General features: G+C 72.5%; 21 protein-coding genes. 16 read left to right on the top strand and 5 right to left on the bottom strand.

The window, feature by feature from the left end; all coding sequences use genetic code 11:
* Window positions 1-35: 35 nt before the first annotated feature.
* Window positions 36-662, bottom strand: a complete 627-nt coding sequence (locus AB0J40_RS38115) for a TetR/AcrR family transcriptional regulator (RefSeq protein WP_160701635.1) — start codon at window positions 660-662, stop codon at window positions 36-38.
* A gap of 77 nt (window positions 663-739) precedes the next feature.
* Here AB0J40_RS38115 and AB0J40_RS38120 point away from each other — a divergent pair, with 77 nt between their 5' ends.
* The 13 genes from AB0J40_RS38120 to AB0J40_RS38180 all read left to right on the top strand — a co-directional run bounded on the left by AB0J40_RS38120 (window position 740) and on the right by AB0J40_RS38180 (window position 16490).
* On the top strand, window positions 740-1753 hold the full coding sequence (locus tag AB0J40_RS38120) for an alpha/beta fold hydrolase (protein WP_364463532.1): 1014 nt from the start codon (window positions 740-742) through the stop codon (window positions 1751-1753).
* Window positions 1754-1833: 80 nt separating this feature from the next.
* A complete protein-coding gene (locus AB0J40_RS38125) occupies window positions 1834-2997 on the top strand; it encodes a DUF3152 domain-containing protein (RefSeq protein ID WP_364463535.1) in 1164 nt (387 codons plus the stop codon).
* A 156-nt stretch (window positions 2998-3153) separates the two neighbouring features.
* Window positions 3154-4329, top strand: a complete 1176-nt coding sequence (gene moeZ, locus AB0J40_RS38130) for an adenylyltransferase/sulfurtransferase MoeZ (protein ID WP_364463537.1) — start codon at window positions 3154-3156, stop codon at window positions 4327-4329.
* Window positions 4330-4461: 132 nt separating this feature from the next.
* Window positions 4462-5268 carry a TIGR02569 family protein gene (locus tag AB0J40_RS38135; RefSeq protein WP_364463539.1) on the top strand — a complete coding sequence of 269 codons (807 nt, stop codon included), beginning with the start codon at window positions 4462-4464 and terminating at the stop codon, window positions 5266-5268.
* A 133-nt stretch (window positions 5269-5401) separates the two neighbouring features.
* On the top strand, window positions 5402-7450 hold the full coding sequence (locus tag AB0J40_RS38140; RefSeq protein ID WP_364463542.1) for a molybdopterin oxidoreductase family protein: 2049 nt from the start codon (window positions 5402-5404) through the stop codon (window positions 7448-7450).
* Complete coding sequence (locus AB0J40_RS38145) at window positions 7447-8874, top strand: FAD-dependent oxidoreductase (protein WP_364463545.1); 1428 nt, start codon at window positions 7447-7449, stop codon at window positions 8872-8874. Before AB0J40_RS38140 ends, AB0J40_RS38145 begins: the two co-directional genes overlap by 4 nt.
* The gene (locus AB0J40_RS38150; RefSeq protein ID WP_364463548.1) at window positions 8871-10262 is read left to right on the top strand and encodes a nitrate/nitrite transporter; all 1392 of its coding nucleotides are present in this window, start codon (window positions 8871-8873) and stop codon (window positions 10260-10262) included. Before AB0J40_RS38145 ends, AB0J40_RS38150 begins: the two co-directional genes overlap by 4 nt.
* A gap of 1 nt (window position 10263) precedes the next feature.
* Window positions 10264-12771: a nitrite reductase large subunit NirB gene (gene nirB, locus AB0J40_RS38155; protein WP_364463550.1), complete on the top strand. Its 2508-nt coding sequence runs from the start codon at window positions 10264-10266 to the stop codon at window positions 12769-12771.
* Complete coding sequence (gene nirD / locus AB0J40_RS38160) at window positions 12768-13109, top strand: nitrite reductase small subunit NirD (RefSeq protein WP_364463553.1); 342 nt, start codon at window positions 12768-12770, stop codon at window positions 13107-13109. The genes nirB and nirD overlap by 4 nt, the downstream gene beginning before the upstream one ends.
* Window positions 13106-14203: a uroporphyrinogen-III synthase gene (locus AB0J40_RS38165; protein WP_364463556.1), complete on the top strand. Its 1098-nt coding sequence runs from the start codon at window positions 13106-13108 to the stop codon at window positions 14201-14203. The genes nirD and AB0J40_RS38165 overlap by 4 nt, the downstream gene beginning before the upstream one ends.
* Before the next feature lie 100 nt (window positions 14204-14303).
* Entirely contained in the window at window positions 14304-14963 is a 660-nt protein-coding gene (locus AB0J40_RS38170) for a TetR/AcrR family transcriptional regulator (protein ID WP_364463558.1), read from the top strand.
* A complete protein-coding gene (locus AB0J40_RS38175; protein WP_364463560.1) occupies window positions 14933-15730 on the top strand; it encodes a maleylpyruvate isomerase family mycothiol-dependent enzyme in 798 nt (265 codons plus the stop codon). The genes AB0J40_RS38170 and AB0J40_RS38175 overlap by 31 nt, the downstream gene beginning before the upstream one ends.
* A gap of 94 nt (window positions 15731-15824) precedes the next feature.
* Window positions 15825-16490 carry a DUF4097 family beta strand repeat-containing protein gene (locus AB0J40_RS38180; protein WP_364463562.1) on the top strand — a complete coding sequence of 222 codons (666 nt, stop codon included), beginning with the start codon at window positions 15825-15827 and terminating at the stop codon, window positions 16488-16490.
* A 10-nt stretch (window positions 16491-16500) separates the two neighbouring features.
* Here the strand turns inward: AB0J40_RS38180 and AB0J40_RS38185 are convergent, their stop codons facing one another.
* The gene (locus AB0J40_RS38185) at window positions 16501-17604 is read right to left on the bottom strand and encodes a crosslink repair DNA glycosylase YcaQ family protein (RefSeq protein WP_364463564.1); all 1104 of its coding nucleotides are present in this window, start codon (window positions 17602-17604) and stop codon (window positions 16501-16503) included.
* Between the two features lie 9 nt (window positions 17605-17613).
* Window positions 17614-18009, bottom strand: coding sequence for a DUF3224 domain-containing protein (locus tag AB0J40_RS38190; RefSeq protein ID WP_364463567.1), 396 nt, complete (start codon window positions 18007-18009; stop codon window positions 17614-17616).
* A 62-nt stretch (window positions 18010-18071) separates the two neighbouring features.
* On the opposite strand from AB0J40_RS38190, the gene AB0J40_RS38195 reads away from it, so the two are divergent.
* Together AB0J40_RS38195 and AB0J40_RS38200 are read left to right on the top strand one after the other, a co-directional pair.
* Window positions 18072-19040: a YafY family protein gene (locus AB0J40_RS38195; RefSeq protein WP_364463569.1), complete on the top strand. Its 969-nt coding sequence runs from the start codon at window positions 18072-18074 to the stop codon at window positions 19038-19040.
* Entirely contained in the window at window positions 19033-19839 is an 807-nt protein-coding gene (locus AB0J40_RS38200) for a uroporphyrinogen-III synthase (RefSeq protein WP_364463572.1), read from the top strand. The genes AB0J40_RS38195 and AB0J40_RS38200 overlap by 8 nt, the downstream gene beginning before the upstream one ends.
* On the opposite strand, the gene AB0J40_RS38205 is transcribed toward AB0J40_RS38200, so the two are convergent.
* Both AB0J40_RS38205 and AB0J40_RS38210 read right to left on the bottom strand, forming a co-directional pair.
* A complete protein-coding gene (locus AB0J40_RS38205) occupies window positions 19836-20693 on the bottom strand; it encodes a siderophore-interacting protein (RefSeq protein ID WP_364463574.1) in 858 nt (285 codons plus the stop codon). The two genes, AB0J40_RS38200 and AB0J40_RS38205, sit on opposite strands and share 4 nt — an antisense overlap.
* A 28-nt stretch (window positions 20694-20721) precedes the next feature.
* On the bottom strand, window positions 20722-21045 hold the full coding sequence (locus tag AB0J40_RS38210) for an MGMT family protein (protein ID WP_257923117.1): 324 nt from the start codon (window positions 21043-21045) through the stop codon (window positions 20722-20724).
* Window positions 21046-21217: 172 nt separating this feature from the next.
* Here AB0J40_RS38210 and AB0J40_RS38215 point away from each other — a divergent pair, with 172 nt between their 5' ends.
* Window positions 21218-24391, top strand: a complete 3174-nt coding sequence (locus AB0J40_RS38215) for an ATP-dependent DNA helicase (RefSeq protein ID WP_364463827.1) — start codon at window positions 21218-21220, stop codon at window positions 24389-24391.
* Window positions 24392-24463 lie beyond the last annotated feature (72 nt).

Here is a 24463-nt window from a genome sequence, read left to right on the forward strand (position 1 = left end):
TCAGACGCACCGAAGGCCACATTGGGGCGCTGGGGTCAGGCGTCCTTGAGGGGGAAGCCGCCGCCGATGCCCCGCCACGCCAGGTTGGCCGTCAAGGCGACTGCTTCCTCGCGGCTCATCGACTGGTGGTGCTGCAACCAGAACCGGGCGCTGACCTGGCTCATCCCGACCAGGCCCACCGCCAGCAGCCGTGCCTTGTCCTCGTCGAGGCCCGCGTCCGCCGTGATCGTCTCGGTGATCGCGTCCACGCTCGCCGACGTCGCGCGGTCGACCGCTTCCTGGACCGCCGGCTCGCCGCGCAGGTCGGACTCGAACACCATCCGGAACGCGCCCGCGTCCTCGCTGACGAAGTCGAAGAACGCGCCGACCGTGGCCGGGACGCGCTGCTTGTTCTCCGTCGTCGAGTCCAGCGCGTTCTGCACGCGCTTCACCAGCTCGTCGACGTGGCTCTCCAGCAGCGCGATGTACAGGTCGAGCTTGCCGGGGAAGTGCTGGTAGAGCACCGGCTTGCTGACGCCGGCCACTTCGGCGATCTCGTCCATCGCGGCGGCGTGGTAGCCGTTCTCGGCGAAGACCCGCTGCGCCGCGGCGAGGAGCTGGGCCCGCCGTTCCGTCCGGGGCAGGCGCACCCCACGTTGCTGCAGCCGCGTCATCTCCGTCATGCTCGTCCTCCCGTCATCGCTTCTTCGACGGGCGGGGTCGCCACCGCGTGAAGTCGACCTGAAGATTACTCGTCGGTATGTATGCCTTGCCACGGGTCGGGCATCCTGAATCCGTGAACACCGCCGCGACCACGCGGGCGCCGCTGACGCACGTGCCCCTGTCGACCAGGGAATTGCCGTCCCTCGAGCCGTTGAAACCGCCGTGGCCTGCGGCCTTCGAGGAGGTCGGGACCGCCCGCCTCCACGTCCGCCGCACCCCGGGCCCGGACGGCGTGCCCGCGGTCTACGTGCACGGCCTCGGCGGCTCGTCGACGAACTGGACCGACCTGGCCGCGCTGCTGGCGCCGGTCGCCGGCGGCACCGCGCCCGACCTGCCGGGCTTCGGCTACTCCGAGCCCGAGAAGGGGTTCGACTTCAGCCTCCAGGCGCACGCCGAGGTCGTCGCGCGGCACATCGAGGCCGTCGGCGCGCCGGTCCACCTGCTCGGCAACTCGATGGGCGGCGCCATCGCGCTGCTCATCGCCGAGCGGCGCCCGGAACTGGTCAAGACGCTGACGCTCATCTCGCCCGCGATGCCGGACCGCCGCCTCGACCCGCGGCGGCTGTCGGACCCGCGGATGGCACTGGCGTACCTGCCGCTGGTCGGCGCCCGGGTGCGGGCCCAGCTGGCCGCGCTCGGCCCGCGCGAACGCGCCGCGCAGGTGATCAAGCTGTGCTTCGCCGACCCGTCGCGGTTCCCGGCCGAGCGGCTGGACGAGCTGGCCGACGAGCACGGCGCCCGCGCCGGGTTCGCCTGGGCCGCGCCGGCGATGGCGCGCAGCACGTTCGCGATCTTCCGCGCCTGGTCGACGCTCGGGAAGGCGTCGCTGTGGTCGGCGGCGCCGCGCGTCCAGGCCCCGACACTGGTGGTCTGGGGGCGCGAGGACCGCGTCATTTCCGTGAGACGCGCCATGCGGACGGCCCGGGTGATCCCGAAGGCCCGGCTGCTCGTCCTGCCGCGCACCGGACACGTGGCCCAGATGGAACGCCCGATCGTCGTAGCGAAGGCCGTCCTCGGCATGTGGGAGCACGTCGAAGCCGGTACCTGGTAGTCCGATCGGGTGACAACAAATCCCCGGGCGGTCCGCCAGTCGCCGATAACGGTCCGGTGGCGCTGTGGCACCCTGGTGCGGTGGATCGGGTGAAGCAGGACGCGCGAGGCGACGATCGGCGGGCTCCCCACCGCGCGTCGGCCCGCCGCACGACCGGCAGCCCCGAGCCGGCGGACGCCCCGCGGACCGGCCAGTACCGCCCGGCCAAGCAGACCGCCCAGCGCGTCGGCGAGGACCGCTACCGCCCCGGCGGGCGGCGGACCAGCGCCGAGCCGCTGAGCGCGTCGTGGAAGCCGCGCGTCGAGGCCTCGCGCGAGAAGGCCGCGCCGCCGCAGAAGACGGGGATCGCGAAGCTCACCAAGACCTACGGCTGGCGCGTCTACGCCCTGCCGATCCTCGTCGTGCTGACCGTGCTCGTCGTGGTCAACACCGCGAACAGCCCGGCCGAGCCGATCGCCGAGCAGGGGGCCGCGGGGCCCGGCGTCGAGTCGGCGGGCGGTGACGCGGCGGGCGGCGCCATCGACGGCAACGGCGAGCAGGCCATCCCGGAGAACCCGGCCACCCCGGTCGACCTCAAGGTGCCGACCGCGGACCTGCCCAACGGCATCCCGTTCACGCAGGCGGGCGCGGGCAAGTGGCACGTCGTGCCGGGCAGCGGCCCGAAGGTCGGCACCGGGAAGCTGTACACCTACACCATCGAGGTCGAGGACGGCATCGACCCGGCGAGCTACGCCGGTGACGACGCCTTCGCCGCGGCCGTCGAGGGCACGCTGTCGAACCCGACCCAGGGCTGGACCTGGGACGGCAAGATCGCGTTCCAGCGGGTGGACGCCAACTTCCCGAACCCGTCGTTCAGGGTGAGCCTCACCACGCCGGAGACCACGCACCGCGCCGACGCGTGCGGCTTCCAGATCAAGTTCGAGGCGTCCTGCTACCGCAAGAGCCTCGGCCGCGTGCTGATCAACCTGGCCCGCTGGGTGCGCGGCGCCAAGGCGTACGGCGCCGACATGACCGGGTACCGGCAGTACGCCATCAACCACGAGGTCGGGCACGCCCTGGGCAACCAGCACGTCGGCTGCGGCGGCAACGACCAGCCCGCGCCGGTGATGATGCAGCAGTCCTTCGGCGTCAACGACGACTACGTGTCGATGCTCAACGACATCCCCGGCGGCGACAAGGGCAAGGTGGCCAAGGACGGCCGCATCTGCAAGACCAACTCCTGGCCGAACCCCACGCCCCAGTAGCGGTGCCATCCGGGGCTTCGCCCCGGGCCGGGGGCTCCGCCACCCGGACCCCCTCAAGAAGGGGTTGTCCCACCATCCGGACGCGGGAAGGCATATTTGCCCCCGGGCGTTGTGCATAGTGGGATGGACGCGATACGCGCGCGAGATGGAGGACCCATGTCAGCACTGCCGCCGCTCGTCGAGCCGGCTGCCGAGCTCACCAAGGAAGAGGTGGCCCGGTACAGCCGGCACCTGATCATCCCGGACGTCGGGGTGACCGGGCAGAAGCGGCTGAAGAACGCGAAGGTCCTGGTGATCGGCGCCGGCGGCCTCGGCAGCCCGGCGCTGCTGTACCTGGCCGCCGCCGGGGTCGGCACGCTCGGCATCGTCGACTTCGACGTCGTGGACGAGTCGAACCTGCAGCGCCAGGTCATCCACGGCCAGTCCGACGTCGGCAAGCTCAAGGCCGCTTCGGCGCAGGAGTCGATCGCCGACGTCAACCCGTTCGTGAAGGTGCACCTGCACACCGACCGGCTGGACTCGTCGAACGCGCTGGAGATCTTCGAGCAGTACGACCTGATCGTCGACGGCACCGACAACTTCGCCACGCGCTACCTGGTCAACGACGCCGCGGTGATCCTCGGCAAGCCCTACGTCTGGGGCTCGATCTTCCGGTTCGAGGGCCAGGTCAGCGTCTTCTGGGAGGACGCGCCGAACGGCAAGGGCCTCAACTACCGCGACCTCTACCCGGAGCCGCCGCCCCCGGGCATGGTCCCCTCCTGCGCCGAGGGTGGCGTGCTGGGCGTGCTGTGCGCGTCCATCGGCTCGATCATGGTGACCGAGGCGATCAAGCTCATCACCGGCATCGGCGAGCCGCTGCTCGGCCGCCTGATCAGCTACGACGCGCTGGAGATGAAGTACCGCGAGGTCAAGATCCGCAAGGACCCGGAGACCCCGAAGATCACCGAGCTGATCGACTACGAGGCGTTCTGCGGCGTGGTTTCCGACGAGGCCGCGCAGGCCGCGTCGGGCAGCACCATCACGCCGGCCGAGCTCAAGGCCAAGTTCGACAGCGGCGAGAACTTCGCCCTGATCGACGTCCGCGAGCCGCACGAGTACGAGATCGTCAACATCAAGGGCGCGACGCTGATCCCGAAGGACCGGATCCTTTCGGGCGAGGCGCTGGCGGAGCTGCCGCAGGACAAGCCGATCGTCCTGCACTGCAAGTCGGGCGCGCGGTCGGCGGAGGCCCTGGCGGCCCTGCACGCGGCCGGCTTCAAGGACGCGACGCACCTCGGCGGTGGCGTGCTGGCCTGGGCCAAGCAGATCGACCCGAGCCTGCCGACCTACTGACAGTGGTTCCCCGTGAAGGCCGCCTCCGGCTTCGGAGGCGGCCTTCACGGCGTTTCGTCCGAGTCGTAAAACACTCCGTGACCAGCGCGTCTTCTCGTTCGTGGAACACCCGGCCGGGTACCGTCACCTGTTGTGCGGTCAACCCTCGAACGCCCTCCGGCGCACGTCTGCTCGGCCTTCGGCGGCCCCGCCGACGATCCGGCCGCCGGCGAGCCGCTGCCGGACTCGACGGCGTGGCGCAGCGGCGACCTCGTGTTCAAGCCGGTCACGGACAAGGCCAGGACGCTGTGGACGGCCCGCGCCCTCGACTACATCGCCGAACCGGGCCTGCGGGTGGCGAAGCCGGTCCGGTCCACCGACGGCCGCTGGATCGTCGGCGGCTGGACGGCGTCCCGGTTCGTGTCCGGAACGCCCGAGCACCGGGGCGACGAGTCGGTGCTGGCGGCGGTGAAGCTGCACCGCGCGACGATCGGCCTGCCCCGGCCGGAGTTCCTCGCGGGCCGTCGTGACCTCGACGCGATCGCCGACCGGGTGGCGTGGGAGGAACTCGAGGTCCCGTTGGAGGAGACGAAGGGCGGCCGCTGGTTCGAGGTCCTGGCGGGCGCCCGCCGCCCGATCCGCCTGCCGCTGCAGGTGGCCCACGGCGAGCTGCTGGCCGGCTTGCTGTTCGACGGCGACGCGGCCCCGGGAGTGGTGGACTTCGTCCCGTACTACCGGCCGGGCGAGTACGGCGCGGCCATCGTGGCGGTGGACGCGCTGGCGTGGGGCGGGGCTTCGCGGGAGCTGCTCGAGCGGTGGGCGCACCTGCCGGAGTGGCCTCAGCTGCTGCTGCGGGCCGTGCTGTTCCGGTTGGCGTCCAACGCGCTGAACCCGAGGTCGACGCAGGCATCGCTGGACGGCCTGCGAGCTGCGGCGCGCGAGGTTTCCGCAGTTCTGTAACCCAGGTCACGCACCTCACCGTCGAGGGCGCGTGATTCCCGCAGCAATGTCAACTGCCTGAAACATTCCGTCGATTTCGAGTAACACGGCCTCCTTAGCGTCAGGGCATCCCCGAACCGCCGAGGAGGTGCCCGTGCCGCAGGTCGACACCCACTGCCCGTACTGCGCGCTGCAGTGCGGCATGACCCTCGACGGTGCCCGCGTCGCACCGCGGGACTTCCCCGTCAACGCCGGTGGCCTGTGCCAGAAGGGCTGGACCTCCGGCGGTCTCCTCACGAGCCCGAAGCGCCTCACCACCCCGATGATCCGCGTCGACGGCGCCCTCGAGCCCGTCAGCTGGGACTTCGCCTTCGACTTCGTCGCCCGCAAGCTGCGTGAAACGCAGGAAAAGCACGGCGCCGACGGCGTCGCGATCTTCGGCGGCGGCGGTCTCACCAACGAGAAGGCCTACCTGCTCGGCAAGTTCGCCCGCGTCGCGCTCGGCACTTCGCAGATCGACTACAACGGCCGGTTCTGCATGTCCTCGGCCGCCGCCGCGGGGACCAAGGCCTTCGGGGCCGACCGCGGGCTGCCCTTCCCCGTCACCGACCTCAAGGACGCCGACGTCGTGCTGCTCGCCGGGGCGAACCCGGCCGAGACCATGCCGCCGTTCACCCAGCACCTGCGCGGGGCCGACCTCATCGTCGTCGACCCGCGGCGCACCCCCACCGCCGAGCTGGCGAGCCTGCACCTCGCCCCCGCGCCCGGCACGGACCTCGCGCTGGCGCTGGGCATCCTGCACGCCGTCGTCGAAGGCGGCCACCTCGATCGGTCCTATGTGGACGAACGGACCACCGGGTTCGAGGAAGCCTGGCGGATCGCCGCGAGCTGGTGGCCGGAACGCGCCGAGCGCGTCACCGGTGTCTCGGCCGCCGACATGCGCCTGGCCGCCGCGAAGCTCGCCAACGCCCGCAACGGCTACATCCTGACCGCCCGCGGTACCGAGCAGCACGCCACCGGCACCGCGACCGTCGGCGGCTGGATCAACCTCGCCCTCTCGCTGGGGCTGCCCGGCCGCGCGGGCTCCGGCTACGGCTGCCTGACCGGCCAGGGCAACGGCCAGGGCGGCCGCGAGCACGGCCAGAAAGCCGACCAGCTGCCCGGCTACCGCAAGCTCGACGACCCCGCCGCGCGCGAGTACGTCGCCGGTGTCTGGGGCGTCGACCCGGACAGCCTGCCCGGCCCCGGCCGCTCGGCCAGTGAGCTGCTCGAAGCGCTCGGCCAGGAAGACGGCCCGAAGGCGCTGCTGGTGTTCGGCAGCAACGTCGTCGTCTCGGCGCCGCGGTCCCAGCGCGTCCAGGATCGGTTGTCCGGACTGGACTTCCTGGTCGTCGCCGACTTCGTGCTGTCGGAGACCGCGGCGATGGCCGACGTCGTCCTCCCGGTCACCCAGTGGGCCGAGGAAGACGGCACGCTCACCAACCTCGAAGGCCGCGTCCTGTTGCGGCGCAAGGCGATCGACGCGCCGCCCGGTGTCCGGTCCGACTTGGACGTCCTCAATGGGCTCGCCGAGCGGCTCGGGCAGCCCGAAGGCCGGTTCCCGACCGATGCCGAGACGGTGTTCGAGGAGCTGCGGATCGCGTCCAAGGGCGGGATCGCCGACTACTCCGGGGTCAGCTACGACCGGCTGCGCGCCGGCGAGGCGCTGCACTGGCCGGTCCCGGAAGACGACCACCCCGGTACGCCGCGGATGTTCCTCGAGGCGTTCGCCCACCCGGACGGCCGCGCGCGGTTCGTGCCGGTCGAGCACACCGGTCCGGCCGAGCTGCCGGACGACGAGTTCCCGTTGCAGGCCACCACCGGTCGCGTGTTGCAGCACTACCAGTCGGGCGCACAGACGCGGCTGATCGGGGAGCTGAACGACGTCGTCCCGGAGGTGTTCGTCGAGGTCCATCCGGACACCGCCAAGCGAGCCGGTCTTGAAGAAGGCGATCCGGCCCGGATCCGGTCCCGGCGCGGCGAGACCGTGGCCAAGGTCCGGTTCGCGCAGTCGCTTCGGCCCGATCTCGTCTTCCTGCCGTTCCACTTCCCGGGTGAGCAGCGCGCCAACCTGTTCACCAATCCGGCGCTCGACCCGGTGAGCCGGATGCCGGAGTTCAAGGTGTGTGCCGTGTCCCTGTCTACTGTGGATGGTGCCGCATGACCCCCCGTGAAGTCGTCATCGTCGGCTACGGCATGGCCGGTGCCCGGCTGGCCGACGAGATCCGCCGCCGTGACCCGATCGCCGAACGCGTCCGCCTGACGGTCCTCGGCGCCGAAAAGCACGCCGCTTACAACCGAGTTCTGCTGTCCGCCGTCGTGGCGGGCGGGATGAGCGCCGAAAGCGTCCGCCTGCACGACGACGAATGGGCCGCGCGGCACAACATCGACCTGCGGCTCGGCGTCGACGTCACCCGCATCGACCGCGAGAAGCGCTGCGTCGAACTGGGCGACGGGGCATGCGTGGACTACGACGCCCTGGTCCTGGCGACCGGCGCCAACCCGTGGATCCCGCCGGTCGAAGGCCTCGAAGCCGGGCCGGGCGTGGTCGCCTTCCGCAGCCTCGACGACTGCGCCAAGATCCTCGACGCCGCCCGCTTCGGCGCGCCGGTCGCCGTCCTCGGCGGTGGCCTGCTCGGCCTCGAAGCCGCTCGCGGGCTGGCCGGGCGGGGCAACCAGGTGACCGTCGTGCACCCGCTCGGCCACGTCATGGAACGCCAGCTCGACCCGGCCGCCGGGCACGTGCTGGCCCGGCAGCTCACCGACATGGGCGTTACGTTCAAGTTCGGCGCCACCGCCGCCCGCTACCTGCCCGGCGACGGCCTCAAGCTCGACGACGGCACCCTCGTCCCGGCCGACCTCGTCGTGGTCGCCGCCGGCGTCCGTCCCGAGACGACCCTCGCCGTGGAAGCCGGGCTGGCCGTCGACGGCGCCGTGCTCGTGGACGACGTCCTGCGCACCAGCGACGGCCGGATCCACGCACTCGGCGACTGCGCCCGCCACCCCGGAGCGCCCGCCGGGCTGATCCAGCCGGCGTGGGAGCAGGCCGAAGTCCTCGCCGACGTCCTGACCGGGACGAACGCGGCCGCCCGCTACCGCGGCACCACAGCCGTCACCCGGCTGAAGGCCCGCGGCATCGATCTCGCCGCGCTCGGCGAGACGCAGCTCGACGCCGGCACCCCGGACGCCGAGGTGCTCACCTTCAACGACCCCACCGGTGGCCGGTACGGCAAGCTCGTCGTCCGCGAAAACCGCGTCACCGGCGCGATCCTGCTCGGCCTGCCCGACGCGGCCGCGTCGATCACCCAGTTCCACGACCGCGGCACCCCGCTGCCCGACGACCGCCTGGCGGTCCTGCTGGGCCGCGCGCTGCCCAGCGGGAGCGCCCCGGCGGCCAGCCCGGCCGACCTGCCGGCGACGGCGGTGATCTGCCGCTGCAACAACGTCACCAAGGGCCGGCTGATCGAGGCCTGGAAGGCCGGGGCCACCGACACTCCCGCACTGGCGCGGGCCACGCGAGCGACGACGGGCTGCGGCGGGTGCACCGACACCGTCGGCGGCATCGCCAACTGGCTCGCGGCGCAATGACCAACCCGACCCGTCGCAAGGAGAACGCCGTGGCACACCAAGGAAAGCACTGGATCGAACACTGGGAGCCGGAGAACGAGGAGTTCTGGGAGTCGACCGGCAAGAAGGTCGCGCGCCGGAACCTCTGGTTCTCCGTGTTCGCCGAGCACATCGGCTTCTCCATCTGGACACTGTGGTCGGTCATCGTCCTGTTCATGGGCAAGGACTACGGCTTCTCGGCCGCCGACAAGTTCCTGCTCGTCTCGACGCCGACGCTGATCGGCGGCCTGATGCGGCTGCCCTACACCTTCGCCGTGGCGAAGTTCGGCGGTCGCAACTGGACGGTCGTGTCCGCCGCCCTGCTGCTGATCCCGACGATCCTGGCCGCGGTGGTGCTGCACCCCGGCACGTCACTCGGCACGTTCCTGCTTGTCGCGGCCCTCGGCGGGGTCGGCGGCGGCAACTTCGCGTCGTCGATGACGAACATCAACACCTTCTACCCGGAGAAGCACAAGGGCTGGGCCCTCGGGCTCAACGCGGGCGGCGGCAACCTCGGCGTCGCCGCGATCCAGCTGGTCGGGCTGCTGGTGATCGGGACGGCGGGCGCGACCGCGCCGCGGATCGTGCTCTACGTCTACATCCCGCTGATCGTCGTCGCCGCGGTGTGCGCGTACTTCTACATGGACAACCTCGCCACCGTGAAGGGCGACACCAAGGCGATGCGCGAGGTCGTGAAGGACCCGCACACGTGGGTGATGTCGTTCCTCTACGTCGGCACGTTCGGTTCGTTCATCGGCTACAGCTTCGCCTTCGGCCTGGTGCTGCAGAACCAGTTCGGCCGCACCCCGCTGCAGGCGGCCGCGGTGACGTTCCTCGGCCCGCTGCTCGGCTCGCTCTCGCGGCCCACCGGCGGCTGGCTGGCCGACCGGATCGGCGGCGGGAAGATCACCTTCTTCACGTTCATCGGAATGGCGCTGGCCACGGTGGTGCTGATCCTCGCGTCGACGTCGAAGTCCCTGGCGCTGTTCACGATCGCCTTCATCGTGCTGTTCGTGCTCACCGGCATCGGCAACGGCTCGACCTACAAGATGATCCCGGCGATCTTCCGCGCCAAGGCGAAGGTGGCCATCTCGAACGGCGCCGAAGAAGCGGCCGAGCTGCTCAAGGCGCGGCGCCTGTCCGGCGCGCTGATCGGCCTGGCCGGCGCGATCGGCGCCGAGGGCGGGCTGTTCATCAACCTCGCCTTCCGGCAGTCGTTCGCCGACGCCAAGAGCGGTGTCCCCGCCTTCATCGGATTCCTCGTCTTCTACGGGCTGTGCTTCGCCGTCACCTGGGCGGTCTACCTGCGCAAGCCCGCCGAACAGCCCACGAGTGAGCGCGGTCTGGCGCTCGCGGGAGCGGAGGTCTGAGATGCCCACCCTGGTCGTCGCCGGACACGGCATGGTCGCCCACCGGCTCGTGGAGGCGGTGCGCGCGGAAGACCCTTCCGGCAACTGGCACATCGTCGTCCTGTCCGAGGAGCCGCGCCCGGCGTACGACCGGGTGGCGCTCACGTCCTACGTGGACACCTGGGACCCGGCTTCGCTGGCCCTGCCCGGCTCGGACTACGCGGGCGACTCCTTCGTGGACCTTCGCCTCGGTGAGCTGGCGGTCTCGGTCGACCGGGCCGCGCGCACGGTCACCACGGCGTCCGGCGCGGTCGTCTCGTACGACGCGCTGGTGCTGGCCACGGGGTCGCGGCCGTTCGTGCCGCCGGTGCCCGGGCACGACCTGGACGGCTGCTTCGTCTACCGGACCATCGAGGACCTGGACGCGATCCGCGCGGCCGCGATCGACAAGCCGGGCCGCGGCCGGCGCTCGGCCGTCGTCATCGGCGGTGGCCTGCTCGGCCTGGAGGCCGCGAAGGCGTTGCGGGACATGGGACTCTCGCCGCACGTCGTCGAGATGGCGCCCCGGCTGATGCCGCTGCAGGTCGACGAAGGCGGCGGGTCGCTGCTGCGCCGGCTCATCACGAACCTCGACGTGACCGTCCACACGGGAACGTCGACCGACGCGATCGAGGCGGACGGCTCGCGGCTGCTGGCCAAGCTGGGCAACGGCACCGAGCTCGACGTCGACCTCGTCGTGTTCTCCGCCGGCGTCCGGCCACGCGACGACCTCGCTCGTCAGTCGGGCCTCGAGGTGGGCCCGCGCGGCGGTGTCCTCACCGACGCCTCCTGCCGCACCAGCGACCCGGCGATCTACGCGATCGGCGAGTGTGCCGCGGTGGAGGGCAAGGTCTACGGCATCGTGGCACCCGGTTACGCGATGGCGGAGATCGTCGCCGCGCAGCTGACCGGCGGCGCCGGCGAGTTCCCGGAACCGGACACGTCCACGAAGCTGAAGCTGATGGGCGTCGACGTGGCGTCCTTCGGGGACGCGCACGCGGTGACCGAGGGCGCGCTGGAGGTCGCGGTCAACGACGCGGTCGCCGGGACGTACAAGAAGCTCGTGGTCACCGACGACGGCAAGACGCTGCTCGGCGGGGTGCTCGTCGGCGACGCGACGGAGTACAACACGCTGCGCGCGCTGGTCGGCCGTCCGCTGCCGGCCGAGCCGGGGGCGATCCTCGCCCCGGCGGGCGGCGGCGCCGCGGTCGGCGTCGACGCGCTGCCCGACGCGGCCCAGATCTGCTCGTGCAACGCCGTTTCCAAGGGCGCGATCACCCGCGCGATCCACGAGGACGGCTGCGACTCCGTTCCCAAGCTCAAGGCGTGCACCCGCGCCGGCACCGCGTGCGGCTCGTGCGTCCCGCTGCTCGGCAAGCTGCTGAGCGCGGCGGGCGTCGAGCAGTCGAAGGCCGTGTGCGAGCACTTCCCGCAGTCGCGCGCGGAGCTGTTCGAGATCGTCCAGGCGACCCGGATCACCACGTTCAGCGAGCTGATCAGCCGGTACGGCACGGGCAGCGGCTGCGCGATCTGCAAGCCGGCGGTGGCGTCCATCCTGGCCACCCTCGGCAACGGGCACGTCCTCGGCGGCGAGCAGATGACGTTGCAGGACACCAACGACCGGTACCTGGCGAACCTGCAGCGCAACGGGACGTACTCCGTCGTGCCGCGGATCCCCGGCGGGGAGATCACGCCGGACAAGCTGATCGTGATCGGCGAAGTGGCCCGCGACTTCGGCCTGTACACCAAGATCACCGGCGGGCAGCGGATCGACCTGTTCGGGGCCACCGTGGACCAGCTGCCGCAGATCTGGCGCCGGCTGGTGGACGCGGGCTTCGAGTCCGGGCACGCCTACGGCAAGGCGCTGCGGACGGTCAAGTCGTGCGTCGGGTCGACGTGGTGCCGCTACGGCGTCCAGGACAGCGTCGGGCTGGCGATCGAGCTGGAGCTGCGCTACCGCGGCCTGCGGTCGCCGCACAAGCTCAAGTCGGCGGTCTCCGGCTGCGCGCGGGAGTGTGCGGAAGCGCGGGGCAAGGACTTCGGCATCATCGCGACGGAGAACGGCTGGAACCTCTACGTCGGCGGCAACGGCGGGACGACCCCGCGCCACGCCGAGCTGCTGCTGTCCGATGTGGACACCGAGATGTTGATCCGGACCATCGACCGGTTCCTGATGTTCTACGTGCGCACCGCCGACCGGCTGCAGCGGACCGCGCCGTGGATCGAGGAGATGGAGGGCGGCCTCGACCACCTGCGCGCGGTGATCGTCGACGACTCGCTCGGCATCTGCGAGGACCTCGACGCGGCGATGGCCAAGCACGTCGACAACTACGCCGACGAGTGGAAGGGCGTCCTGGAGGACCCGGAGAAGCTGGCCCGGTTCACCTCCTTCGTCAACGCGCCGGGCACGCCCGACCCGACGATCTCGTTCCGCGAGGAGCGGGAGCAGAAAGTGCCCGTGATGCTGGGAGTTCCGGAGGTGCGCCGATGACGACGTCGATCGAACGGACCTGGACGGCAGTCTGCCCCGTCGGCGCGGTGCCCGAGTACGCCGGGGTGGCGGCCCTGCTCGACGGCGGCGTGCAGGTGGCGATCTTCCACCTGCCGGGCGACCGCTGGTACGCATTGTCCAACTGGGACCCGTGCAGCGGTGCGGCGGTGCTCTCGCGGGGCATCGTCGGGGACGCGGGCGGCGTCCCGGTGGTCGCGTCGCCGGTCTACAAGGAACGGTTCGCGCTCGACAGCGGACAGTGCCTGGACGCCGACGTCTCGGTTCCCGTGTACGAGGTGCGTGTGCGAGAGGGCGTGGTCGAAGTGGAGAGCCCGTGATCCTGCCGCTGACCGGGTTCGTGGTCGGCATCACCGCGGCGCGCCGGGCGGACGAGCTCGGCGCGCTGCTGGTGCGCAAGGGGGCGAGCGTCCGCTACGGGCCGGCGATCCGGATCGTGCCGCTGACGGACGACACCGAACTGCACACGGCGACGTCGAAGCTGCTCGAGTCGCATGTGGACGCGGTGGTCGCGACGACGGGCATCGGCTTCCGCGGCTGGCTGGAGGCGGCCGAGGGCTGGGGACTGGGAGACGCGCTGCTGGCGCGCCTTTCGTCGGCCGCACTGCTGGCGCGCGGACCGAAGGTGACCGGGGCGATCCGCGCGGCGGGGCTGTCGGAGGCGTACTCGCCGGCGTCGGAGAGCAACGCGGAGTTGTTGCAGCACCTGCTTTCTTCGGACGTGTCGGGCAAGCGGATCGCGGTCCAGCTGCACGGCGAGCCGTTGCCGTACTTCGTGGACACCCTGCGCGCGGCGGGCGCGGAGGTCATCGAGGTGTCGGTGTACCGCTGGGTCGGCCCGGCGGACCCGGGCCCGGTGGACCGGTTGCTGGACGGGGTGCTGGACGGATCGATCCACGCGCTGCCGTTCACGAGCGCGCCGGCGGTGGCGTCGCTGCTGGCGCTGGCCCGCCGGACGGGACGGCTGCCGGGGTTGGTTTCGGCGTTGTCGGGCCCGTGCGTCGCGGCCTGCGTCGGTCCGATCACGGCCGGCCCGCTGGCGGCGCTGGGAATACCGACGGTCCAGCCGCACCGGGCCCGGATCGGCGCGCTGGCCCGGACGGTGTCGGAGACGTTGCTGGCCCGGTCACCCCGGTTTTCGGCGGGCGGGTTGTCGATCGAGCTGCGCGGCCAGGCGGCGGTGGTGGACGGCGAGTGGCGTGAGGTGGCCCCGGCCCCGATGGCGTTGTTGCGCGCGCTGGCGGCTTCCCCGGGGCGGGTGGTGTCGCGCCGGGAGTTGATTTCGGCGTTGCCGGGGGGCGGGGAGGAGCACGCGGTGGAGACGGCCATCGGGCGGCTGCGGACTTCGCTGGGGGGCGGGAAGGTCGTGCAGACGGTGGTCAAGCGGGGGTACCGGCTGGCCGTTGACGCCTGAGCTTCGGCCGGACGGGCGATCCCGGCCGCCGAGGCTTGGCGTGCCGCCATCGATGGGATAACCTATAGCTGAAGCTAGAGAATATAGCCTGGAGCCGGTTGTGAACGAGACGCGAGGACCGCAACGGCGCCGCCGCGCGGACACCCGGCGCGAAATCCTCGACACGGCGATCGAGGTGATGGCCGAACGCGGGGTGGCGGGGCTCAGCCTGTCCGAGGTCGCCCGCCGGGTCGGGATCCGGCAACCCTCGCTGTACAAGCACTTCGCGTCGCTGAACGCGGTCTACGACGAGCTGTTCCGGGAGGGGGCGGAGCAGCAACGAGAGGCGGTGGCCCGGGCGTTGCGGGGGAGGGCGCCCGGGCTGCCTGCCCTCGCCGCGGCGGTCGAGGCGCTCGGCCGGGTCGCGATGGCCCACCCCGTGCACGCCCAGCTCGTCGCCTGGCGGCCGGTGCCGGAGTTCACGCCGTCGGCCGAGGCGTTCCGGCCGAGCGTCGAACTGGTCGAGCTCGTGCGTGCGGCTCTTCACCATGCGGTGTCGGCAGGAGAGCTGCGGCCGGAGGCCGGCTCCGACGCCGGTGTCGCCCTGCTGTCCATCGTCGTCACCGGCACTCTCTCGCAGCAGCTCGCGAACGAGCCCGGTGCGGGTTACGAAGGCGGGCGGTTCACTTCGCTGCTGCCGCAGGCCTTCGCCATGTTCGTCCGGCACTTCACCCCCGGAGGGGAGCAGCCATGCCCCGGATCCGAACCACCCACGCCCTGACGATCGCGCGCCCCGGCCGCGAAGAGGTCGCCCGCGTCGGCTTCGCCGAACTCGCCGCCTTGGACGCCCTGCTCGGGTCGCTCGGCGCGGCGGACTGGCGGCAGCCGACGGCCGGCGGCTGGACCGTGCACGAGGTGGTCGCCCACCTCGTCGGCCAGCACGCGGAGACCGCACGGCCGTGGACGATCGCCGGCCGCGTCCGCGCCGCACGGAAGCGGTTCCCGTCGCTGTCGGCGCTGGACGCGCACAACGCACTGCAGGTGGCGACCTTCGGCTCGCTGTCCGGCGGTGAGCTCCGCGCGCGGCTCGCGCAGGTCGGACCGCGGGCGGTCCGCATGCGGCGGCGCGCCCCGTCCTTCGTCCGGCGGCAGCGCACCGAGCGGACCTTCCCCGGCGAATCGCTGGTCGAGCCGGAGCTGGCGTACGTGCTGGACGTGCTGTCCAACCGCGACACCTGGCTGCACCGGCTGGAGATAGCCCGCGCCACGGGCCGGGAGTTCGCGGTCGGGGCCGACGACGGGCTGGTCGTCGCGCAGGTGGTACGCGATCTGGCCATGCGGTGGCCGGGCCCGGCGCTGGTCCTGGACCTCTCCGGCCCGGCCGGTGGCTCGTGGCAGCTGGGCGACGGTGAGCCGGTGGCGTGGGCCCGGGCCGGAACGCTGGACCACCTGTGGCACCTCTCCGGGCGCCCCGGCAGCCCGGATCCGGAAGTGACGGGCGACCCGGCGGCGGCCGAGGCCCTGCGAGCGGCGCGCGTGGTGTTCTGACCGCGGCGAGCCGTGTCAGTGCGGTGGCCGCCCGGTGTCAGCCGGGCCCGCGATGGTGGCTTCAGCACCGAGAACGAGCCACCAGGAGAACACGATGCAGAACTTCGCCACCACCGCCCCGATCACCACGGTCCTCGACATCCCCGCCGGACGCGTCCGGCTCGTCGCCGCCGACCGTCCCGAAACCACCGTCGAGGTCCTGCCCGCCGATCCCGCCAAGGGCCGGGACGTGAAAGCCGCCGAGCAGGTGGAGATCGCGTTCCAGGACGGTGTCCTGCGGATCGAAGGCGCCTCGAAGAACCAGTACTTCGGTCCGTCCGGCGCGCTCGACGTGACCGTGCACCTGCCCGCCGGCTCGGACGTCCGGGCCAAGGCCGCCAGCGTCGGGCTGCGGGGCGTCGGCCGGCTGGGGGACGTCACCGTCGAAGGCGCCCACGGCGAGGCCGTCTTCGACGAGGTCGCGAGCCTCCACCTCACCGCACACGCCGGCGACGTCTCCGTCGGGCGCCTCACCGGCCCGGCGGAGATCAGCACCGGCAAGGGCGACATCCGGATCGGCGAGGCCGTGCGCGGCAACCTCGTGCTGAGCACCCAGGCCGGGGACATCACGGTCGGCGCGGCCGACGGCGTCTCCGCGTCCCTCGACGCCGGCACCACCTACGGCCGGATCCGCAACTCCCTCAAGAACGCCGAGGGCGCGGCGGACCTGACCATCCACGCGACCACCGCGTACGGCGACATCGACGCCGGCAGCCGGTGAGCGGTGTCCGTCAGCCCACCCAGGTGACGGCGTGCTTCCCGAACCCGCGCGCCGCGGCCACCCGCTCCGCCTCGGCTTCCGCTTCCGCGCGGACCGCCGGGCGGAGCGGGTCGAACACCGTCACCGTGAACGTCAGCTTCGCGCCGCTGCCCTTCGTGCGCCACGTGCCCGCGATGTCGCCGTCCGCGACGAGCACTCCCGGGTTGCCCAGCATCTTCCAGACCTCCTTGCGGCGCGCCGGGTCCGGGACCAGCAACGCCTTGTCGCGGGCCTGGATGAACGGGTCCAGCGGCGGCAGCAGCCGCACCACTTCCGGCTCCGGCGGGTTCTCCAGCGCCGCCAGGCGATCCTGCGGCAGGTAGCGGGTCTTGCCGTCGACCCGCACCGACGCCAGCCCGGACGGCCAGGTCCTGTCGACCACCGCGCGGGCCGTCCCCGCGAATTCGGCGGCCTCGCCGGGCGACGCGGGGCCGTTGAGGCGCAGGTACGACTCGACCACCGCCGTCGCCGCCGCGACGTCGGGTGTCTTGCGCATCCGGCCGCGCCCTTCGAGCGGTGCCAGCGTCGCCGGGGACGCGCCGGCCACCAGCCGGACCCCGGCGTGGGGCGTCGCGACGCGCATCAGCTGCTCGTGGATGTGCGTCGCGTTGCAGCCGCGGCACCAGCGGGCGAACGCCGCCGGCAGCTTCTTCGTCACCGCGGCCGACACCGCGCCCTTCGTCATCGGTTCCTTGACCACCGCGCGGATCGCGGCCGCCGCCGTGAAGACCACTTCGGACGCCGCCAGCCCGGTCGCCGCCAGTTCCTTGCGCTGCCACAGCATCCGGGCCAGCGCGTCCGCGTCGTCCAGCGGGACGAGCGCCCGGATCACCTCCGGCAGGTCCGTGCGGAGGTGGTAGTGCGGCGCGCCGCGCAGCGTCCACGCGAGGACGAGCCGGTCGTCGTCCACAAGGGACACGTCGCCGTCGAGCCGGGCGGCGAGGGCGAGCAGCGCGGTGTCGCGCATGCTGTCCTGCAGCCCGGCCCGGACGACCGCGAGCTCGGACACGTCCCGGGCGGTGCGGTGCAGCCCGTGCTCGGCGATGCGGTATGCGAGTACCTGACGACGGTCCACTTGCGACTCCTAGAACGCGTACTCGAACGTGTAGCCCACCTTGTCCTCGCCCAGCGCGCCGCCGGCGGTCCCGCTGCCGGTCAGCCCGGCCAGCCCGCCGGTGCCCGAACCGGGGACGACGGTGAACGTCGAGGCGATGCCCTTGGCGTCGAACGTGTACTCGTGGCGCACGATGAACGTCCCTTCGCGACCGTCGACCTTGCCTTCGATGCGCTCGAAGCTCGGCGACGTCGTCTGCCCGCTGTCGTAGCCCTCGCCCGCGTAGTACAGCAGAAGGTCGCAGATCGACTCACCCTCGATGACGCCAACGTAGGTGAACGTGGCGTGCGCGTAGGCCACCCGCGGGCCGCCCTCGACGCCGCTGACGATCTTCTCTTCCCACTTCTTCGTCGTGAATCCGTTCATGGGGACCACTCTGCTGGGCATACCTGTCAGCTTGTGTCAGGTTTTTCTGTCAAACTGGATCCATGCGCGCCAGCCGGCTCCTCTCCGTCCTCCTGCTGCTGCAGAACCGCGGCCGGATGACGGCCGAAGAGCTGGCCGAGGAGCTGGAGGTCTCGGTGCGTACGGTCTACCGGGACATCGACGCGCTGTCGGCGTCCGGCGTCCCGGTGTACGTCGACCGCGGCCGGACCGGCGGGTACCGCCTGGTCGACGGCTACCGCACCCGGCTCACCGGGATGACCGAGGAGGAGGCGCAGTCGCTCTCCCTGGCGGGCCTGCCCGTCGCGGCGGCCGAGCTGGGGCTCGGCACGGTCCTGGCCGCGGCCCAGCTCAAGCTGTACGCCGCGTTGCCGCAGGAGCTGCGCGACCGCGCCGGCCGCGTCGCGGAACGGTTCTACCTGGACGTCCCCGGCTGGCACCGGGGCATCGAAAGCCTGCCGGCGCTGTCGGCGATCGCCGACGCCGTCTGGTCGTCGCACCGGATCCGGATCCGCTACGAACGCTGGGGGCAGCGCGTGGTCGAGCGGGACGTCGAGCCACTGGGGCTGATCCTCAAAGCGGGCAACTGGTACCTCGCCGGGCGCTGCGAGGGCACCGACCGGACCTACCGCATCTCGCGCGTGCTGGAGCTGACCGACCTGGGCGAGGAGTTCGAGCGGCCGGCGGGATTCGACCTCGCGCGGTACTGGCAGGAGTGGTCCGAGCAGTTCGAACGCCGGATGTTCCCGCGGGTGGCGGTGGTGCGGCTGTCGCCGCGGGCGCAGGCTCTCGTACCGTTCTACGCGGGTTCGGTCGGCGCCCGCGCGCTGCGGTCGGCGACCGGGGAACCCGACGCGGACGGCTGGCTCACCGTGGAGCTGCCGGTGGAGCCGGGCGAGCCGGCGATCGGCGAGCTGCTGCGGTTCGGGCCGCACCTGGAGGTCCTCGCACCGGCGGACCTGCGTGCGGAGCTGGCGGAAGCGATCGAGGAGATGGGCGCGTTCTATGGGTGAGCTGAGCGGGATCGCGATCGGGGTGACGGCCGAACGCCGCGCGGAGGACTTCATCGCGGCCCTCGAACGCCACGGCGCCGACGTCCGCCACGCCCCGACGATCACGATCGTGCCGCTGGACCGCGACCCCGAGCTGCGCGCGGCCACGTCGACGCTGGTCGCGGCGCCGATCGACTGCACGGTGGTGACGACGGGGGCGGGCTTCCGCGGCTGGCTCGACGCGGCCGCGGGCTGGGGCCTCGACGACGCTCTGCTGGACCGGCTGCGGGCCTCCCGGATCTACGCGCGCGGGCCGAAGGCGGTCGGCGCGGTCCGCGGCTTCGGACTGCGTGAGTCCTTTTCGGCGGAGTCGGAGTCCAATGCGGAACTCTTCGGTTCGCTGGTCTCCGCGGGTGTCTCGGGGGCGCGGATCGCGGTCCAGCTGCACGGGACGCCGCTGCCGGAGCACACCTCGCAGCTCGTCGCGGCCGGGGCTTCGCTGGTGGAAGTGCAGCCGTACCGGTGGTTCTCGCCGCCGGACGTGACACCGGTGCACGGCCTGATCGACGCGGCGGTGGCCGGTGAGCTGGGAGCGCTGGCCTTCACGAGCGCTCCGGCAGCGGCGAACCTCCTGACGTTGGCCCGGGAGTACGGCCGGTACGACGAACTGCTCGCCGCGCTGCGCGGCCCGCTGCTGGTCGCGTGCGTCGGCCCGGTGACGGCGGCGCCGCTGGAAGAGGTGGGCGTGGAGACGGTGCAGCCGGAGCGGCAACGGCTGGGGGCGTTGGTGAAGCTGCTGGTCACCAGCCTCGGCGGTTAGTCCTCGTCGGCCGGTGCCTCACCCGCTTCCGCCGCGCGGACCGCTTCCCGGCTCGCCGCTTCCTCGCTCATCCCCAGCCGCCAGTAGCCGGTGAAGCAGATCCGCCGCTTGTCGACTTCCCGCTCACGCACCAGGTGGCGACGCACCAGCTTCACGACGCCCGCTTCGCCCGACACCCACGCGTACGGCGCTCCGCCGGGGAAGCTCGCCGCGCGCACCGCGTCGAGCAGCGCCTCGCCCAGCGGGCGCGCCCCGCGAAGCAGCCAGTGGACTTCGACCGCTCCGCGCGTCTCGAACGTCTGGCGCTCTTCGCGTTCCGAAACCTCGATGTACGCCGAAGCGCGCGTGCCGGCCGGGAGCCGCTCGATGATCGCGCCGATCGCCGGCAACGCCGTTTCGTCGCCGACCAGCAGCTGCCAGTCCGTGCCGCCGGGCACGTCGTACAGGCCGTGCGGGCCGAGGAACGCCACGCGGTCGCCCGCCGCCGCGCGCGACGCCCACGCCGAGGCCGGTCCCGTGTCGCCGTGCAGCGCGAAGTCGACGTCGATCTCCGCCGCCGCGGGCCGGTGCGCCCGGACCGTGTACGTGCGCATCGGTGGCCGGACGTCGTCCGGCATCGCCAGGTACGTGCGGTACCAGGACATGACGTCGGAGCCGGTCTCCGGCAATCGCGGCTCCTCCTGCCCGGGCTGCGGGAAGAAGACCTTGACGTACTGGTCCGGCGCCCCGGGCGGCACTTCGCGGAAGCTCGCCGCTTCGAACGTCACACGCACCATCCGCGGCGTGATCGGCCGGACCGCGGTCACCCGCGCCCGGTGGTACGTCAAAGCCGGCCGCTCCACCTGTGTCGTCATTAGGCGAGGCTAACCTAATAATCAGGAGTCAGAACAGTCCCTCCTCGCCGGGATCTTCGTCACCGTCGGGCTTCCAGCGGTACTTCCGCAGGTCGACGCGCTGGCCGTCGGCCAGCACGCCCTCCGCGCGCAGCCGTTCGAGCTGGTCGTGCACCAGGTGCGGCGCCGGGGTCCCGTTCGCGCGCAGGATCCGGTGCCACGGGAGGTCGTGCCCGTCCTCGGCCAGGATGGCGCCGACCATCCGCGGCGAGGGCGCGCCGGCGAGCGCCGCGATGTCGCCGTACGTGGCCACCGTGCCGGCCGGCACCGACTCGATGATCTCCCGCACGCGCTCGTGCAGAACGTCGTCCATGCCGACACTCTGCCGGATGGGTACGACACTTTTCGTGGCCGCCCGGCGCACGTTGCGGCACCTTCGCCGAACGTGCCCGTGTTAAGGCGTGCCGGTGCGCCACCCGGGTGAGCGGGCGTGGTTCCATCGCTGGGTGAACGCGAGGCGAACGGGGCGGGCGGACGCGCGGCTGGTGCGCCCGCCGATCACCGGCGCACCCACGTTCACCTGGGACGACGGCGCCCGGCGCGTGCTCTCCGCGCCCGGTGGGTTCCGGCGCGTGCTCGGCGGTCCCGGCACCGGCAAGACGTCGCTGCTCGCGTCGGCCGCCACCCGCCGCATCGCCGAGGGGGCCGACCCGGAGAGCGTGCTGGTGCTCACCACGTCCCGCAAGGCGGCGGACGCGCTGCGCGCCGACATCACCCGCCGGCTCACCTCCGACCCCGAGCAGGCGCGGCCGCTGCCCCGGACCGTCCGCGAGCCCCTCGTCCGCACGGTCCACTCGTACGCGTATTCGCTGCTGCGGCTGGAAGCGATGGCGGAGGAGCTCCCGCCGCCGCGGTTGCTCGCCGGCGCCGAGCAGGACGTCGTCGTCCGCGAACTGCTGGCCGGCGACCTCGACGAGGGGGCCGGGTACTGGCCCGAGCAGCTGCGGCCGGCGCTGATGGTGCCCGGGTTCGCCGAAGAGCTGCGTGACCTGCTGATGCGCGCCGCCGAACGCGGGCTGGGCCCGGAGGACCTCGCCGAGCTGGGCCGCCGCCGCGGCCGCGAGGAGTGGGTCGCCGCCGGGCGGTTCTGGGCGCAGTACGAAGAGGTCACGCAGCTGCAGGGCGCGGGTGGCAACGCCCTCGGCGTGGCGAGCGCGCCCGCCCTGGACGCCGCCGAACTGGTCACCTCCGCGCTGCTCGCCCTCGAGGACGACGACGAGCTGCGGATGCGCGAGCGCACCCGCGTGCGGCACCTGTTCGTCGACGACGCCCACCACCTCGATCCGCTGCAGACCAGCCTGGTCCGGGTGATCGGGCACACCGCGGCCGAGTTCGTCGTCGCCGGCGACCCCGACCAGAACGTGTTCTCCTTCCGCGGCGCCGACGCGAGCCTGTTCGCCGACGCCGACCCGGACGGCAGCCGGACCGTCACGCTCACGACGTCGCACCGGCTCGCCCCGGCCGTCCGCCTGGCCGTGGCCAAGATCGGCGCGACGCTGCCGGGCGCGTCGCCGCACCGGAAGATCGTCCCGCCCCAGGGTGCGACCGGTGGAAACGTGCGGGTCCGCGTGATGCCGACACCGGCCGCCGAAGCCGGCTGGATCGCCGACCAGCTCCGCCGTGCCCACCTCGTCGACGGCGTGCCGTGGTCGGAGATCGCGGTGCTCGTCCGGTCGCCGGCGCGAACCTTCCTGGTGCTGCAACGGGCTTTGCGCGCCGCCGGGGTCCCGATCGGCTCGGCGACCGAGGAGCTGCCGCTGGCGCGCCAGCCCGCGGTGCGGCCGCTGCTGGCCGTGCTCAAGCTCGCGCCCTCGCCCGATCTCCTCGACGTCGACCTCGCCGAGATGCTGCTCTCGTCGGCGCTCGGCGGCGCGGACCCGTTGGCGCTGCGGCGGTTGCGCCGCGGCCTGCGTCGGCTCGAACTGGCCGGCGGCGGGCAGCGGTCGAGCGACGAGCTGCTCGTCGAAGCGTTGCGCGGCGGGGACGTCCTCGCCGGGCTCGCCGACGCGGAGGCCGAACCGGTGCGGCGCGTTGGCGGCCTGCTGCGGGTCACGCACCAGGCGGTGGCGCGCGGTGACGGCGTCGAGCAGGTGCTGTGGCAGCTGTGGACCGAAAGCGGGCTCCAGGACAAGCTGCTCAAGCAGGTCGAACGTGGGGGATCGCTGGGCGCACAGGCCGACCGCGACCTCGACGCCGTCGTGGCGCTGTTCGACGCGGCCGGCCGGTACGTCGACCGGCTGCCGCGCGCGAGTGTCGCGTCCTTCGCGGATTACCTGGGAGCACAACAGATCGCGGGCGACACCCTGGCGCCGGCGGCCGTGCCGTCGGACGGGGTCTCGCTGCTGACCGCGCACGCGGCCGCGGGGCGCGAGTGGACGGTCGTCGCCGTCGCCGGTGTCCAGGAGGGAGCGTGGCCGGACCTTCGGCTGCGCGGATCCGTGCTGGGCGTGGAGCGGCTGAAGGACCTGATGTCCGGTGTGGACGACGACGCCGTCTCGCAGACCGCGCCGATCCTGGCCGAAGAGCGGCGGCTGTTCTACCTGGCGATGAGCCGGGCGAAGCAGACGCTGCTCGTCACGGCGGTGTCCGGGGAGGACGAGCAGCCGTCGCGGTTCCTCGACGACCTCGAGGAGAACGGCGCCGACGACGGCGGGCTCGACTCGCGGATGAAACCGCCGGGGCGGTCGCTGGTGCTGGCCGAGCTGGTCGGGGAGCTGCGCGAGGTCGTCTGCGACGACAAGGCCGACCCGGTGCGCCGGCGTCGCGCGGCCAAGCAGCTGGCGCGGCTGGCGGACGCGAAGGTGCCCGGTGCGCACCCGTCCACCTGGTACGGCCTGCTCCCGGCGTCGACCGACGAGCCGGTGCACCGGCCCGGCGACCTGGTCCGGATCTCACCGTCCACAGTGGAAATCCTGACGAAGTGCCCGCTGCGCTGGATGATCGAGCGCCACGGCGGGTCCGACCCGGCGCAGCTGGCCGCGGTCACCGGGACGCTGGTGCACGGGCTGGCGCAGGCGGTGGCCTCGGGGCGCACGGACGCCGAGCTGCAGGCGGCACTGGACGAGGCGTGGGTGCGCGTCGACGCCGGGGCGCCGTGGTTCTCCCGGCGGGAGCGGCGGCGGGTCGAGCAGATGCTGCAGAACTTCGTGACGTGGCTGGAGCGCAGCCGGGCGGAGCTGAAGGCCGCGGGGGTCGAGCAGGACATCGAGGTCGAGCTGCCGGCCGGTGGCGAGGACGAGGTCCGCGTGCTGCTGCGAGGGCGGGTCGACCGGGTGGAGCTGGACGCCGACGGGCGGCCGGTGATCGTCGACATCAAGACCGGCAAGGTGCCGGTGTCCGGCGCGGACGCCGAGGCGCACCCGCAGCTGGCGGCGTACCAGCTGGCGGTGCTGCTGGGCGCGATCAAGGGCAGCAACGAGCCCGGGGGCGCGCGGCTGGTGTACGTCGCCAAGGCGAACACCAAGACCGGGTCGACCGAGCGGTCCCAGCCGCCGTTGGACGACGTGGGCGGCAAGCAGTGGCTGGAGCTGGTCCGCGACGCGGCGGCTTCGGCGGCGGGGCCGGACTACCAGGCCCAGGAGAACCCGGACTGCGACCGCTGCCCGGCCCGCGGGTGCTGCCCGCTGCGGCCGGAGGGCAGGCAGGTGCCAGGCCCGTGAGGAACTCGACCCGGCCAGCTTTGCCGCTCAAAGCGGAGCTTTCACGTGAAAGCGGCGCGTCGGGGGTGGGCG

The organism is Amycolatopsis sp. NPDC049691 (assembly GCF_040675005.1).
Lineage (GTDB): Bacteria > Actinomycetota > Actinomycetes > Mycobacteriales > Pseudonocardiaceae > Amycolatopsis.

Coding starts and splice junctions, on each gene's coding strand:
- AB0J40_RS38150 (WP_364463548.1), top strand. CDS start 8,871: ATGACCAACCCGACCCGTCGCAAGGAGAACGCCGTGGCACACCAAGGA.
- nirD (WP_364463553.1), top strand. CDS start 12,768: ATGACGACGTCGATCGAACGGACCTGGACGGCAGTCTGCCCCGTCGGC.
- AB0J40_RS38200 (WP_364463572.1), top strand. CDS start 19,033: ATGGGTGAGCTGAGCGGGATCGCGATCGGGGTGACGGCCGAACGCCGC.
- moeZ (WP_364463537.1), top strand. CDS start 3,154: ATGTCAGCACTGCCGCCGCTCGTCGAGCCGGCTGCCGAGCTCACCAAG.
- AB0J40_RS38205 (WP_364463574.1), bottom strand. CDS start 20,693: ATGACGACACAGGTGGAGCGGCCGGCTTTGACGTACCACCGGGCGCGG.
- AB0J40_RS38190 (WP_364463567.1), bottom strand. CDS start 18,009: ATGAACGGATTCACGACGAAGAAGTGGGAAGAGAAGATCGTCAGCGGC.
- AB0J40_RS38180 (WP_364463562.1), top strand. CDS start 15,825: ATGCAGAACTTCGCCACCACCGCCCCGATCACCACGGTCCTCGACATC.
- AB0J40_RS38120 (WP_364463532.1), top strand. CDS start 740: ATGTATGCCTTGCCACGGGTCGGGCATCCTGAATCCGTGAACACCGCC.
- AB0J40_RS38195 (WP_364463569.1), top strand. CDS start 18,072: ATGCGCGCCAGCCGGCTCCTCTCCGTCCTCCTGCTGCTGCAGAACCGC.
- AB0J40_RS38210 (WP_257923117.1), bottom strand. CDS start 21,045: ATGGACGACGTTCTGCACGAGCGCGTGCGGGAGATCATCGAGTCGGTG.
- AB0J40_RS38115 (WP_160701635.1), bottom strand. CDS start 662: ATGACGGAGATGACGCGGCTGCAGCAACGTGGGGTGCGCCTGCCCCGG.
- AB0J40_RS38145 (WP_364463545.1), top strand. CDS start 7,447: ATGACCCCCCGTGAAGTCGTCATCGTCGGCTACGGCATGGCCGGTGCC.
- AB0J40_RS38175 (WP_364463560.1), top strand. CDS start 14,933: ATGCCCCGGATCCGAACCACCCACGCCCTGACGATCGCGCGCCCCGGC.
- nirB (WP_364463550.1), top strand. CDS start 10,264: ATGCCCACCCTGGTCGTCGCCGGACACGGCATGGTCGCCCACCGGCTC.